We start from the raw sequence: 14,097 nt of genomic DNA, 5'->3' as shown, positions 1-14,097 counted from the left end.
CATTCATGCACAGCCCGGGTGCGAAAATGACCGTCAGATGAGATTGCCACGCACAGAACGTCCGCCTTAGCCTGTCAGCACACATACGACTTTTCGACAACGGAGCCGAGGAGAATCATCATGGCAACTTTGGGCTGGATCGGACTGGGGAACATGGGCGGCCGGATGACCGGTCACCTCGTGCAAGCAGGACACACCGTGCTGGGCTACGACCTGAACCCGGCAGCGACCGCCGCCGCGCAGGCCGAGGGCGTCACCATCGTCGGCAGCATCGCCCAAGCCCTCGACGGTGCCGACGCACTCTTCACGAGCCTGCCGAAGGGACAGCACGTACGCAGCGTCTATGAGGGCTCCGAGGGCGTCTGGGCGCACGCGGCGACGTCGACTCTGCTGATCGACTGCTCGACGATCGACGTGGAAACCTCCCGCTATCTGCACGAGCAGTCCGAGGTCAGCGGTCACCACTTCGTCGACGCCCCGGTCAGCGGAGGCATCAGCGGCGCCGCCGGCGGCACGCTCGCGTTCATGCTCGGCGGTGCTCCCGAAGACACTGCTCGAGCTGCCGAGTACATCGAGCCGATGAGCGGCAGCACCATCGTCGCCGGCGGCCCGACCATGGGCATCGCCGCCAAGATCGTCAACAACATGATGCTGCTGATCGATGTGCTCGCCAACTCCGAGGGCTCGCAGCTGGCCGAAGAGCTCGGGCTCGACCCCGAAGTCTTCTGGCAGATCGCCAGCGCCTCGTCTGGCCGGTCGTGGGCGCAGCAGACCTGGTACCCCGTGCCCGGTGTGATTCCGACCTCGGCTGCCGACCACAACTTCGACGCGACCTTCACCGGTGATCTCGCCAGCAAAGACATCGGTCTGGCGCTTGAGGCGGGCAGGCAGACCGGGGTGCACCTTCCTGCGGCGACGCTGGCAGCCGAGCAGCTGCAGCGACTGATCGACGAAGGGCTCGGCGGCAAGGACTGCACGCTGATCGCCAAGTACGCCACACCCGACGGCACCCTGCGCGGCTGGCAGCCGTGACCACGATTCCGCACCGCCACCGCCACCGGCACCCGCACCAATCGCATCCGCATCGACAGGAGCTCGCATGAACACCACCAGCACGACGACATCCACGCAGACCCTCACCCGCATCCCCCATGTCATCGGCGGGCAGCAGGTGACCGAGGCTGATCGCTTCGGCCCGGTCTTCAACCCCGCCACCGGCCGGCAGACCGGCGAAGTGCCCCTCGCCAGCGCCGCGCAGGTCGACGCCGCCATCGGTCAGGCGACCGAGGCGCAGCGGGTCTGGCGCCGCGTCGGTCTCGCCAAGCGTTCGCAGGTCTTCTTCCGCCTCGTGCACATCATCAACGAGCGCGCAGACGAACTCGCCCGCATCATCACCGCCGAGCACGGCAAGACGGTTCCCGACGCCCGCGGTGAGATCGCACGCGGGCTTGAGAACGTCGAGTTCTGCGCCGGGCTCACGCACCATCTCAAGGGCGAGTTCGCCGAGCAGGTCGCCACCGGCATCGATGTGCACCAGCTGCGCCAGCCGCTCGGCGTCGTGGCCTGCATCACCCCCTTCAACTTTCCGGCCATGGTGCCGCTGTGGATGGTGACCACGGCCATCGCCGCAGGCAACGCCGTCATCCTGAAGCCCTCCGAGCGCGACCCCTCCGCCTCGGTCTGGATCGCCGAGGCGTTCCGCGAGGCCGGCCTGCCCGACGGCATCCTGAACGTCGTGCACGGCGACAAAGAGGTCGTCGACGAGCTGCTGACCAACCCCGGCATCGCCGGCGCGGCCTTCGTCGGCTCGACGCCGATCGCCCGCTACGTCTATGAGACGGCGGCGCAGGCGGGCAAGCGGGTGCAGGCGCTGGGCGGGGCGAAGAACCACATGGTCGTCATGCCGGATGCCGACCTCGACTCTGCTGCGGATGCCGCGGTCTCAGCGGCGTACGGTTCGGCCGGCGAGCGCTGCATGGCGGTCTCGGTGCTAGTCGCCGTCGGTGACACGGCCGACCCCCTGATCGAGAAGGTCGCGGCGCGGATCGCCGACCTGCGCATCGGCGACGGGTTCGACCCGGATTCCGAGATGGGGCCGCTGATCACCCGTCAGGCTCAGCAGCGCGTCGCCGAATACGTCGGCTCTGCCGCCGCCGAGGGGGCGACTGTCGTCGTCGACGGGCGGGACCAGCACTTCGACGGTGACGGCTACTTCATCGGCGTCTCGCTGATCGATCGCGTGCGCCCGGGCATGCGCGTGTACGACGACGAGATCTTCGGCCCGGTGCTGGCGGTCGTGCGCGTCGACAGCTACGACGAGGCCGTCGAACTGATCAACGCGAACCAGTACGCGAACGGCACCGCGATCTTCACCCGTGACGGCAAGACCGCCCGCGAGTTCCAGTTCGACATCGAGGTGGGCATGGTGGGGGTGAATGTGCCGATTCCGGTGCCGGTCGGCTCGTTCTCGTTCGGCGGCTGGAAGAGCTCGCTCTTCGGCGACACTCACATGTACGGACCGGAGTCGTTCAACTTCTACACCCGCCGCAAGGTCGTCACCTCACGCTGGCCGCACCCGAGCGAGAGCCAGATCGAACTGGGCTTCCCGACGAACTGATGCGTGATCTGACGATCGTCTGAGCCCTTCGACACCCGACGGTGCGACGACCGAGGGCCCCGACCACGATGAGTTCGTGGTCGGGGCCCTCTGCTCAGTCTGCAGCGCTTCGTTCAGCTGCTGCGCACCGGATCAGCGCAGGTCGTAGCGATCTGCGTTCATCACTTTGTTCCAGGCCGCGACGAAGTCACGCACGAAGATCTCGCGGGCATCGTCTGAGGCGTAGTACTCGGCGACGGCGCGCAGCTCCGAATTGGCCGAGAAGACCAGGTCGAAGCGGCTGGCGTGCCAGATGACCTCGTCCTCGCCGTAGTGACGCATCTCGAAGGTGTTCTGCGTCTCATCGGTCGAGCTCCAGACGTTGCCGTTCTCGAGCAGGTTGCGGTACCAGTCGTTGGTCAGCACGCCAGGACGATCGGTCAGCAGACCGAGCTCGGTGCCCTGGTAGCCGGTGCCCAGCACGCGCAGGCCGCCGATCAGCGCGGTCAGCTCGGGCACGCGCAGGCCGAGAAGCTGCGCGCGATCGATCAGCAGGTTCTCGGCCGGCAGCGAATGGCCGGGGCGCAGGTAGTTGCGGAACCCGTCGTTGGTCGGCTCGAGATACGCGAACGTCTCGGGATCGGTCTCATCCTGGCTGGCATCGACGCGGCCCGGGGCGAACGGCACCTCGATGTCGACACCGCCCTCGTGGGCCGCCTGCTCGATCGCAGCGGCGCCGCCGAGCACGATCAGATCAGCCAGCGAGACATGGCGCGGCGCGTTCTGCTCGTTGAAGTCGCTCTGGAGCTTCTCGTAGACAGCGAGCACCTGCCCGAGCTGCTCGGGCTCGTTGACCTCCCAGTGACGCTGCGGCTCCAGACGAATGCGCGCACCATTGGCGCCGCCGCGGTAGTCGGTCGCGCGGAACGTCGAGGCCGACGCCCAGGCGGTCTTCACCAGCTGCTGTCGGGTCAGGCCCGAAGCGAGGATCTGCTGCTTGAGCGCAGCCACGTCGGCGGGCTGAACCGGCTCACCGGTGGCGACGGGCAGCGGATCCTGCCAGATGTAGTCGGCTTCGGGCACCTCTTTGCCGAGGTAGCGTGACTTCGGCCCCATGTCACGGTGCACCAGCTTGAACCAGGCCTTGGCGAACTCCTGTTCGAAGAGCTTCTGGTCGCCCAGGAACTCACGGCCGATGCGCTCGTACGCCGGGTCGACGCGCAGGGCGATGTCTGTGGTGAACATGCGCGGCTCGCGACGGCCGTCGGAGTGCGCGAGCGGAACCATGTCTTCGCCGGCGCCGTCTTTCGGACGCCACTGCCAGTGACCGCCCTCGCCCTTGTAGAGCTCCCACTCGTACGAGAACAGGATGTGCAGGTACTCGTTGTCCCAGCGAGTGGGGTGATAGGTCCAGGTGACTTCGAGGCCCGAGGTGATGGTGTCGTCGCCGACGCCGGTCTTGAAGTCGTTCTTCCAGCCGAGGCCCTGATCCTGGATGCCGGCCTCTGCCGGGCTGCCGTGAACGTGCTCGCCGTCGGGAGCGGCACCGTGTGACTTGCCGAAGGTGTGCCCGCCTGCGATCAGCGCCAGCGTCTCGCGGTCGTTCATGCCCATGCGGCTGAAGGTCTCGCGGATGTCATGCGCTGCGCGAGCCGGATCGGGCTCGCCCTCGGGCCCTTCCGGGTCGACGTAGATGAGCCCCATCACGGTCGCGCCGAGCGGCTTCTCGAGATCGCGCTTCTGCTTGTCGGTGATGCGGTCTTCGGTGCCCTTCCACTGCGGCTCCGAACCCCAGTAGACGTTCTCAGGCTCCCACGCGTCGATGCGCCCGCCGCCGTAGCCGGCAGTCGGCAGTCCCATGATCTCGAGCGCGACGTTGCCCGAGAGCACGATCAGGTCGCCCCATGAGATGCTGCGGCCGTACTTCTGCTTCACCGGCCAGAGCAGGCGACGACCCTTGTCAGTGCTCACGTTGTCGGGCCATGCCTCGGTCGGCAGAAAACGCTGCTGCCCGGTGCCGGCGCCGCCTCGACCGTCGAACTGACGGTAGGTGCCGGCGCTGTGCCAGGCCACGCGGATGATCAGGGGGCCGTAGTTGCCGAAGTCGGCCGGCCACCAGGGCTGCGAGGTGGTGAGCACCTCGGCGATGTCTTTCTTGACCTGATCGAGATCGAGCGCCTCGAAGGCCGCCTTGTAGTCGAAGCCGTCTTCTTCGGGGTTGCGCTCACGCGGATTCTCGTCGAGCAGCCCGACGTTCAAGTGCTTGGGCCACCAGGCGAAGCTGGCATCGCCCTGGGTGGGGTGCGGCAGTTCCTTCTGGGGAATTCCCGGCATGGTGATCCCAGTGGCATCGCCGCTGACCGGCGCTCCGGTCTCGTGGTCGATGGGGCACTTCGATTCAGACATGTGCGCTTCCTTTCGTGGTGTGGTGGTGATTCTGGAGGTCAGCGGGCAGCCTCGCCCGTCGGTCAGTATTGGGGGTCTCGGTCGCGCAGCGTGGGCTCGCACTCCGGGCAGACGCCGCGGAACGTGATCTCTGCGGTCAGCACGGTCATGCCATGCACGTCGTCAGGTGTCAGGCACGGGGCATGCCCGACGACGCAGTCGACGTCTTCGATGCGTCCGCAGACCACGCACTGCACGTGATGGTGGTTGTCGTGGGTGCGCGTCTCGTACCTCGCGCTGCCCGAGTCGGGCAGATCGATGCGTCGCACAAGCTCGTGCCTGGTGAGGTCGTGCACGATATTGTGCACCGACTGCGCCGAGATGCTGGGGATGTCGTCGCTCAGCCCGGCGAGGATGTCGGCGGCCGAGCTGTGCGGGTGGTCGTCGAGGAACTCGAGCGCCGCACGGCGCCCGGCCGTGACACGCAGCCCGCTCTCGCGCAGCTGTTCATCCCACGATTCGGGGGTGACAGTGGCATCGACGCTCATGCCCACAGTCTACCAATATTTTGATGAACTCAAAACTACGAGCGAGACACATCACCGTGACGCGCTGCTGACGAACGGCTCCCGATCAGCCGACGTTGCGCCGTCGATTCAGAATGTCGTCAAGTCGTCCGGAGTCGAAGCTCGCGTCGACTCCGGCGCGATCGTCGATCCAGTCGTATTCGTCGTGCTCGCCCAGTGAAGCCTCGATCTCTTCTGCGACGGCCTCGGCAGTCGGCTGCACGTCTGCACGATCGGTCGACGCGTCGTCGGATGCTCCAGTGCCCTGCGCCTGCGGAGTCGAGACCGGCAGGTGGCGCACGTCGGCTCGCTGCACGTCTGCGGTACGACTCGACGGCGCGGGCCGAAGCCCCGGAGCCGAGTCGTCGCCGATGCGCGCGGCCTCGGCGAGAGCGGCCGCGACGACTTCGTCACGGGTGACGCCCAGGGGCTTCGGCAGAGGGTTCGGCGTCCAGGTGTGGTCTTTCCGAACGCCTTCGGCTTCTGCCTGACGTCGGGCATCGGCGTCGAGGTCATCGGCGACGTCGTAGACCGGCGTCTGCTGCGCCGGGGCCGGCTGCGCGGTCTGCTCGGCTGCGAGCAGTCGACGCTGGTGGCGCACGACTCGGGCTGCACGGCCCCGCATGGCCAGTCCGAGCAGCCCGACGACCAAGCCGCCGCCGAGCCAGACCCAGCCGCTCGGACGGTTCGTGATCTGCAGCGCTCCGATGATGACCAGGGCAAGACCGACCAGACTCAACGTCGAGCCCACGCGCTGGCCGCGCACGCCAGCCCGAAGCTTCGGCGGCAGACCGGCTTCGCGGCGGGCTTCGCTGCGCTGGGCACGCTGTCTCTCGCGTTCCATTCGGCGTGCCTCTCTCGCGAGCACCGCTGCTCGGCGTGCGCTCACCTCTTCTTCGTATTCGTCTGGAAGCTCCTGGTTGCGGGCGATGACGTTGACCGCGCGCTGCACGCGTGTGGCGTTGCGAGCCGTCGTGCGCAGATTGCGCCGCTCGATCCAGCCGGGTGTGAGCACGGCGAGCCACAGCCCGACGATGCACAGCACCAGCAGGGCGCCGCCAATCTGCCCGAGAAGTCCGCTCATGGCATTAACCTACGTTCGGCACGGCCATTTGACGATGATTCCGCTCGGTGTGGCGAGCATCCACCGTCGGCTGCGAGATGTTCGGCCAGCCCGTCACGGGGAGCGTCGTCGGCCAACAGCGCGAACACCAGATGATCGCGCCAGCGGTCTCCGATGTGGATGTAGCCACGGCGCAGGCCCTCGGGGCGAAAGCCGAGCTTCTCGGGCACCCGTCGAGAGGCCGCGTTCTCGGGCAGCATGCAGATCTCGATTCTGTGCATGCCCCACTCGCGCAGCAGCAGATCGCAGATCAGAGCCGTCGCCATCGGCGCGATGCCACGACCGGCAACGCGTTCGGCGACCCAATAGCCGATCGAGCACGAGTTCATCGCACCCCAGGCGATCTGTGCCACGCTGATCTGGCCGATGACCTCGCCGCGCCATTCGATGACGCAGGTGATCGACTGCCCCTCGCGCATGCTGGCGATCATCGATCGCACCTGTCTCCGGGTGTCGGGCATCCCGGCCGGCTGCCCCGGCAGCGTGGCCTCCCACTGCTGCAGCCAGGCTCGGCCGATTCTCAGTTCGGCGTCGAGGGCTCGCCAGTCACGCTGCCGCACCGGGCGAATGGCGATGTCACCCCAGACGCACCGATGCAGCGGCAGATTCACAGCGTCTTGCTGTAGTCGGTCAGCCAGGTGCGGAACGCGGGCCCGAGGTCGTCGCGCTCGGCGGCCAGGGTGACCACGGTCTTCAGATACTCCAGCTTGTCACCCGTGTCGAAACGACGCCCACGAAACACCACGCCCAGCACCGGGCCCGCGATCGACGCATCCGCAGCCAGCGTCTCCAACGCATCCGTCAGCTGAATCTCATTGCCCCGCCCCGGCGCCGTCTCCGCCAGCACGTCGAAAATACCCGGCTGCAGCGCATACCGACCGATCACCGCGAGATTCGACGGCGACGTCCCCGGTTCCGGCTTCTCGACCAGACCAGTGATGCGCACCACGTCAGCCTCGCCCGTGGCCTCCACCTCGGCCACACCGTACAGATGCGTGCGATCAGACGGCACCTCCAGCAGTGCCACCACCGACGCCCCCTGCGCCGCCTGCACATCGAGCATCCGGTTCAGCAGATCTTCATCAGCATCGATCAGATCATCGCCCAACAGCACCGCGAACGGCTCGTCGCCCACATGCTCACGCCCGCACAGCACCGCATGCCCCAGACCACGCGGCACACCCTGACGCACCGAATGCACATCAGCCACCGCCGTCGCCTCACGCACCGACTCCAACAACGCGTCCTTGCCGTCAGCAGCCAGACGCGACTCCAGATACGGCGCCGCATCGAAATGATCCTCGATCGCCCCCTTGCCCGCACCCGTCACCAACAGCACATCAGACAGCCCGGCGCCAGACGCCTCCTCCAACACGTACTGAATCGCCGGACGATCCACCACCGGCAGCATCTCTTTCGGAACCGCCTTCGTCGCCGGCAGAAAACGCGTGCCCAGCCCCGCAACCGGCACCACCGCCTTCACCGCGCGACGCTGTTGTGTCCCACCCTGATTCTCTGCAGTCATAGACCCAGCTTACCGGCACCAGGGCGCGCCTCCCGGCTTAGACTCGTCGTGATGGCTCTTGAACCGACTCCCGCAGCGTCGCCGAGCACCACTGCGACAGACAATCCCGCAACCCGCAAAGCCGCGCTGCGTCAGCGCATCCGCGCAGCACGACGACTGACTCCGGCGTCGACTCGAGACCTCACATCGAATCTGCTGCAGCTGCTCGATCAGCTGACCGACGGCGTCCCGACGACTGTGGCCTGCTACCTCGCGGCCCGAAGCGAACCGCAGACGCGCTCGTTCATCACCCGCGCGCAAGCGGCCGGGCATCGCGTTCTGCTGCCGCAGGTGCGTGGCGACGGCGGGCTGGACTGGGCCGACGCGGCGGGGGCGGGCGCGCGCGACAGCGGCTTCGGCGTGCCCGAGGCGGATGCCGTGGCGCTGCCCGAGGGAGCCCTGCGCCAGGCGTCGGTCATCGTGGTTCCCGCACTGGCGGCATCGAGCACCGGCGCGAGGCTCGGGCAGGGCGGCGGCTTCTACGATCGCACGCTGGCCGACCGAGCGCTCACCGCACCCGTCGTCGCCGCCGTCTTCGACGACGAGGTGATCGCCGATCTGCCCATCGAGGCGCACGACCGACCGACCGACTGGATCGTCACCGAGCGGCGAATCATCGCCACCGTGTCACCGACACCGATACAGTAGAGAGCGGCGGCGTTGCACAGACGCTGCACAGGCACACGGGGCGCTCCTCGGCGTGCCACGCGTGCAATCACATGATTCAGGAGCAAACGCAATGAAACAGGTCTTCGCCGGATTCCGAGACTTCATCTCAAAGGGCAACGCGATCGAGCTGGCCGTCGGTGTGGTCATCGGCTCGGCTTTCACCGGACTCGTCAACGCACTGGTCGAGAAGCTCATCATGCCGCTCATCGCTGCGATCTTCGGCAAGCCCGACTTCGACTCGGTCGGCAACTTCACCATCAACGGCGCCGACTTCTCGGTCGGTGCGGTGATCACCGCGATCGTGAACTTCCTGCTGATCGCTCTGGCCCTGTACTTCTGCATCGTGCTGCCGTTCAACAAGCTGCGCGAGTTCCAGGTCAAGCACAGTGCGAAGAAGCCCGAGGCGCCAGAAGACCCCCGCACCGAGCTCGACGTGCTCAAAGAGATCCAAGAGGCTCTGCAGGCACAGAACGGCACCACCGGTTCCGGCACTCACGCGCAGAAGTGATCTCTGCCAGATCACGACGAACCCCACCGTCATCGCCGCTTCGGCGTGACCGGTGGGGTTCTGTCTGTCTCGGCGGCGAGCGCGGAACGCGCGGGTCAGCCCCAGTGCGGGGGGCGCTGGGCTTTGAGCCAGCGGTCTTCTTCGGCCTCGGCCGCAGGATCGCCCCACTCGCCGGACTCATCTGTTGCGTCGACGGCGAGGGTCTGCTCGCGTCGGGTCAGTGCGCGTTCGGCCTGCACGTCATGTTCGTCGGGCACTGCCCCATAGACCACGCGTCGGCTGCCGATGCGACGGATGCGCTCGGTCACTGCTGCCCTCGGCGTGCATACTCGCGCTGCCGCCGCTCGGCCGCGACGCGGTGCTGATCGAGCTCGGCCGCGATCTCGTCGGCGATGCGCTGCGGGTTGGCAAAGAGCTCGAACGAGTAGACCCGGCGGAACTTCCAGCCGAGCTTGGTGAGCAGCGTCGGGTGCAGGCGCAGCACTTCACGCAGCGTGTCGCGGTTGTAGTCGGAGTCGGTCTCGATGATCATCTGCGTGGTGCCGTCGTCGACCGCCAGGCCCAGTTCGTCGTCGAAATGATCGTTGACTCTGAGTCCCTTGCGGTGCAGTCGGCGACCGAGGTCGACGAGCAGCGCCTGCGCTGAGAAGAAGCGTCGCTCGGGAGCGGCGTCGCGCTCTCCGCTGAGCAGGTCGAAGAGCACCCGCGGAGCTCCGGTCAGCCGTTCCAGCTCATTGCCTCTCGGCTGCAGTGCGGCCACCAGCGTGAGATGCCGACGGGCTCGCGTCAGCGCCACGCCCAGCCATCGCATCCCCCCGGCGTCTGGCGTGATCGGCCCGAACGCCGAGAGCATGCGGCCGTGCGGCGTACGACCGTATCCGAGTGCGAAGATCACTCGATCGCGGCTGCGCGCCGCAGCCTGGGCGACCGTGAGCACCAAGAATGGCTCTGGCTGTCGCGGATCGAAGAACTCCTGCAGCGCCTGCCGCGTGGCCAGCGCGGTGCGCAGCGACGCACGCACCTGCTGCGCCATCGCCTCGCTGGGCGTCACCACCATGAGCGAGTCGTCTGGGTGCCAGACCGCAGATGCGAAGGCCAGATCGACGACTTTGGCCACCTCGGCGGGAATGGCCTCGACGTTGCCGCTCTCGGGGTCGGGCGTGCCGCGCCCCGGCGCCTCGACCTGCACGACGTCGTAGGCCGAATGCCCGGCGAACTCGGCGGCCGAGGGCAGCGCACGAATCTGCAGGTCGTACCAGCGCCGGTTCACCAGCGACGCGAGAGCGCGCCCGCCCGATCGATAGCTGAAATCGAGCGTGAACTCCGGCAGCAGCTCACGAAGCGCGTCGAACGCAGACGGCTCGTCAGTGATCGGCACGACCTCGGGGTCGTTCGGATCGATGCTGAATCGGCTCGGCGAGCCGAGCACGGGGTCTCCGACGGCGATCACCTGTTCAGACTGCGCGAGCGGCAGCACCGCCTCAGACAGCGCCATGCTCGTCGCGTCAAGCAGAATGACCGTGTCGAAATGCGCACGGTCGGGCACATCAGACCCGAACTGGTACGGCGAGAACAGCCAGACCGGAGCAATCGCGCGCCCGACCACAGGCAGGCGCTGCATGAGCGTCGACGGCGTGACGGCGTCGTCGAGCAGGCGCTGACGCAGCTCGGCCGCCTCGTCGGGGTGCACATCGATGGCCTCGCGCCACCGGGCGGCGAGCACCGCTGCGAGCTCCTGCGCATGATCGTCGACGACGCGGCGGTCTTCGAGCACGAAGTCGCGCTCCAGACGTGCCAGCACCTGCGTGTTGGCGTTGAGCAGCGATCCGTCGCGCTCCAGCAGCAGTTCAAGCACCGACTGCCACCAGGCGAGCTCGAGCTCGTCGGCGGCGTGCTCGGCTGTCACATGGCGTCGGGCGAAATCGTCGACCAGCTCTGAGAGTCCCTCGCGCTCGAGTGCGGCCAGCAGCTCGGCGCGCTCATGCAGATGCTCCAGCGCACCGACGTCGCGCGACAGCGAGTCGAGCACCTGCTGCACCCGCTCGACCGGCACGCGCATCAGATCGCCGATGCGCTCATGGTCGAGCGGTCGCTGCAGCTCCTGCAGATCGGCGGTCAGAGCGGTGTGCATGATGTTCACGTCGCCGAGACCGACCGGCACATTGGGCGGGCGGTGGTCGGCCACCAGCTGCCCCCAGAGGATGCGTTCCTCTTGAATCTGCTGCAGCGCCTGGTGCACGTCGTTGACGTGCACACCCGGCCGCTGGTACTCCTTGGCCAGCTGGCGCAGGCGACGGCGCGACCCGACCGGCATGTCCTGGTCGCGACGCGGCGCCGTCGCGATGATGAGCTCTTCGAGCGACCGGTCGTAGACCACCGGCTGAAAGCGATCGAGGGTGGCGCGCACGCGCAGCAGCAGCGCGAGCCCCTCCCCGATCTCGATGAGGTTCGTGGGGCGTCGCAGCCCGGCGTCGCGGAACACCCGCCGCGACTTCTCGACCAGCACCTGCAGATCATTGCCGGCCAGTCGCTTCGCGAGCAGATAGACGTTCTCGGCGTCTTGCGGAGTGTCGAATTCGGCGCCGTACCATGACGAGTCGTCGGGGCCGAAGTCGAACTGACCGAGGTCGGCCGCCTTGCGCAGCAGAGCCGCCGCCGACGTGCGGTCGACGGCCAGCGCCTCGAGCACAGTCGAGTGCAGGCGCACCTTGGTGTGCGGCGGGTCGGGCAGCAGCGACAGGCGAGCCAGCTCGCTCAGCGCCTGCTCGACCGAGACCCCATAGGTCTGGCTGACCTGCCCGAGGCTGCGCCGATACCCGAGCAGCGCATCGCGAATGCGTGCGTAGGCGCCGGCGTGCTCCTCGCGGTCTTCCGGCGCCTGTGCACGCTCGTTGCGCGAGATCGCGTGCACGACGTCTTGGCGCAGATGCTGAGCCGTCACCGCCATGCCCGCCAGCCCGCGCGAGGCCAGCTTCGTCGCCACGGCATCCAGCGTCGCGCGCGACGAGGCGACCACCGCGACCCGCCGCCCGACGGGCACCAGCGTGGCCAGGATGTTCGACACCGCCTGCACGACTCCTGCCCCCGGCACGGTGCGCACCACGAACGAGGTGCCGGTGCTGGCCTGAGCGACGATGCGCTCCTGCTCGGCGCTGGCGTCGAGAATCAGTGCGTCTGACAGCGCCGAACGCTCATCGGCGCTGTTGACCGTGACGAGCCGAGCTCGTTCCTGCAGTGCGTCTGCCGCTCCCGGTACGCCGGCGACCGCGTCGAGAATCGGGTGGATGCGCGTGACCGCCCGCATCGAGAGACCGCTGGCCGCGGTGCTGTACGTTCCCATGACGAGCCGGCTCTGAAAGTCGACACCGTCGACGAAGTGGAATTCGCGGTCAAGCCGGTGCAGCGCCTCGTCGGGGTGAAAACCGTTCTCGTCGTGCACTGCCGCGACGATGCCGTCGACGTCGATCTCTGACGAGAATCGGCGCTCGAGCAGCGAGACGACCTCGGGATTGATCAGCGAGCGGCCGGTGATGAGCAGCTCGAAGTCGCCGGGAACGGCCTGGATCGCAGCGGGCTGCACGATAAGGGGCAGATGACCGGAGCGCCCTCTGCTGCCGTGCCAGAGCATCTCACCGGCCAGCAGGTGCACCGCATCGATGCCGCGGTCTTCGGCCAGCTCGGCCGCCTTGTGCTCGATCTGCCGGGCGACACGCATCGAGCGGGCGCGTGCTTTCTCGTCGCGGATGAGCGTCGAGAGGCGGGTCACCCGCCCGCTGAAGAGACGCGCGATGCCGCCCGGATGCGCGGTGCTGAGATCGAGGATCGCCGAACGTTCGGCACCTCTGCGTGCGCTCTCGCCGACTGCTGCGAGTCGATCGCGCCACCCCGCCCAGGCGGCGCTGCGCTGATCTGATTCTGCAGTCACACGAACTCCTCCGAAATCCGATTGCACCCCGCCTCACAGCCTAGCCGCCCCGAGCAGAGCTCACCGTCTGCAGACGACGACTCGAGTGATCAGAGAACGCGGCGAACGGCGTCTGGCGCCGAACCGACCCATGCGACCGACGTGACGATCACGCCCTGCCCCGGCACGGCGTGAATGATCTGACCTCCACCGATGTAGATCGCGACGTGGCCGGTCGGGCCGACTCCCGGTTTCCACGAGAGAATGTCACCGGGCTGCACGCTCGCCATGCTCACGGCTCTGCCGACAGTGGCCTGCTCCTGGCTCTGATGCGGCAGCGAGATGCCCATCTGCTGGTAGACGTAGGCGACGAAGCCGGAGCAGTCGAGCCCGCTGGGGCTGAAGCCGCCGAAGACGTATGGCACGCCCAGATACTTCTTGCCGATGCTCAGCACCTGAGCGCCTGATCCTGCTGATGCGTCTGCGGCAGTGTCTGCGGATGCATTCTGGGCAGACCGTTGCGCCTGAGGCTCTTCGGCCTGCTCTTCGACAACCTGCACGATGGCCGCGCTGACAACGGCCGGGTCATCGGTGTGCAGATCGGCCACGGCAGCATCGATGCGCTGGTTGAGCAGCTGAGACTCCGCCTGTGTCTCTGCGACTGTCTGCACCTCTGAAGCCTGTGAGGGCACCACAGAAGTGAAGAGAAACACTGCAGTGAGAGAGAAGATCGCGGCGGCCTGGGGAGCTTTCAAACTGATCTGCATCAGACCAGACTACAG

Annotated in this window: 12 protein-coding genes; 4 read left to right on the top strand and 8 right to left on the bottom strand. The window is 67.3% G+C overall.

Features of this window, described 5'->3' with window-relative positions:
• Nucleotides 1-120: 120 nt before the first annotated feature.
• Nucleotides 121-1,032: an NAD(P)-dependent oxidoreductase gene (locus tag LRX77_RS07095; RefSeq protein ID WP_231832208.1), complete on the top strand. Its 912-nt coding sequence runs from the start codon at nucleotides 121-123 to the stop codon at nucleotides 1,030-1,032.
• A 67-nt stretch (nucleotides 1,033-1,099) separates the two neighbouring features.
• Nucleotides 1,100-2,617 (top strand): CoA-acylating methylmalonate-semialdehyde dehydrogenase, encoded by a 1,518-nt coding sequence (locus LRX77_RS07090; RefSeq protein WP_231832207.1) that lies wholly within the window; start codon nucleotides 1,100-1,102, stop codon nucleotides 2,615-2,617.
• Nucleotides 2,618-2,749: 132 nt separating this feature from the next.
• Here the strand turns inward: LRX77_RS07090 and katG are convergent, their stop codons facing one another.
• From katG to LRX77_RS07065, 5 genes are all read right to left on the bottom strand, one after another.
• Complete coding sequence (gene katG, locus LRX77_RS07085; RefSeq protein ID WP_442961616.1) at nucleotides 2,750-5,002, bottom strand: catalase/peroxidase HPI; 2,253 nt, start codon at nucleotides 5,000-5,002, stop codon at nucleotides 2,750-2,752.
• Between the two features lie 62 nt (nucleotides 5,003-5,064).
• Nucleotides 5,065-5,529: a Fur family transcriptional regulator gene (locus LRX77_RS07080; protein ID WP_231832206.1), complete on the bottom strand. Its 465-nt coding sequence runs from the start codon at nucleotides 5,527-5,529 to the stop codon at nucleotides 5,065-5,067.
• Nucleotides 5,530-5,614: 85 nt separating this feature from the next.
• Complete coding sequence (locus LRX77_RS07075; RefSeq protein ID WP_231832205.1) at nucleotides 5,615-6,631, bottom strand: hypothetical protein; 1,017 nt, start codon at nucleotides 6,629-6,631, stop codon at nucleotides 5,615-5,617.
• Entirely contained in the window at nucleotides 6,628-7,281 is a 654-nt protein-coding gene (locus LRX77_RS07070; protein ID WP_231832204.1) for a GNAT family N-acetyltransferase, read from the bottom strand. Before LRX77_RS07070 ends, LRX77_RS07075 begins: the two co-directional genes overlap by 4 nt.
• Nucleotides 7,278-8,195: a UTP--glucose-1-phosphate uridylyltransferase gene (locus LRX77_RS07065; RefSeq protein WP_231832203.1), complete on the bottom strand. Its 918-nt coding sequence runs from the start codon at nucleotides 8,193-8,195 to the stop codon at nucleotides 7,278-7,280. Before LRX77_RS07065 ends, LRX77_RS07070 begins: the two co-directional genes overlap by 4 nt.
• A gap of 51 nt (nucleotides 8,196-8,246) precedes the next feature.
• Here LRX77_RS07065 and LRX77_RS07060 point away from each other — a divergent pair, with 51 nt between their 5' ends.
• Together LRX77_RS07060 and mscL are read left to right on the top strand one after the other, a co-directional pair.
• On the top strand, nucleotides 8,247-8,882 hold the full coding sequence (locus tag LRX77_RS07060; protein ID WP_231832202.1) for a 5-formyltetrahydrofolate cyclo-ligase: 636 nt from the start codon (nucleotides 8,247-8,249) through the stop codon (nucleotides 8,880-8,882).
• Between the two features lie 91 nt (nucleotides 8,883-8,973).
• The gene (gene mscL, locus LRX77_RS07055; RefSeq protein WP_231832201.1) at nucleotides 8,974-9,411 is read left to right on the top strand and encodes a large conductance mechanosensitive channel protein MscL; all 438 of its coding nucleotides are present in this window, start codon (nucleotides 8,974-8,976) and stop codon (nucleotides 9,409-9,411) included.
• A gap of 95 nt (nucleotides 9,412-9,506) precedes the next feature.
• On the opposite strand, the gene LRX77_RS07050 is transcribed toward mscL, so the two are convergent.
• The 3 genes from LRX77_RS07050 to LRX77_RS07040 form a co-directional block, all read right to left on the bottom strand.
• A complete protein-coding gene (locus LRX77_RS07050) occupies nucleotides 9,507-9,719 on the bottom strand; it encodes a hypothetical protein (protein WP_231832200.1) in 213 nt (70 codons plus the stop codon).
• Nucleotides 9,716-13,336, bottom strand: a complete 3,621-nt coding sequence (locus tag LRX77_RS07045) for a DEAD/DEAH box helicase (RefSeq protein WP_231832199.1) — start codon at nucleotides 13,334-13,336, stop codon at nucleotides 9,716-9,718. The genes LRX77_RS07050 and LRX77_RS07045 overlap by 4 nt, the downstream gene beginning before the upstream one ends.
• 89 nt (nucleotides 13,337-13,425) lie before the next feature.
• Nucleotides 13,426-14,082 carry a C40 family peptidase gene (locus tag LRX77_RS07040; RefSeq protein WP_231832198.1) on the bottom strand — a complete coding sequence of 219 codons (657 nt, stop codon included), beginning with the start codon at nucleotides 14,080-14,082 and terminating at the stop codon, nucleotides 13,426-13,428.
• Nucleotides 14,083-14,097: the final 15 nt, after the last annotated feature.

The organism is Pseudoclavibacter sp. 13-3, assembly GCF_021168475.1.
GTDB lineage: Bacteria > Actinomycetota > Actinomycetes > Actinomycetales > Microbacteriaceae > Pseudoclavibacter_A.
This window is presented reverse-complemented; position numbering and strand designations above follow the sequence as displayed.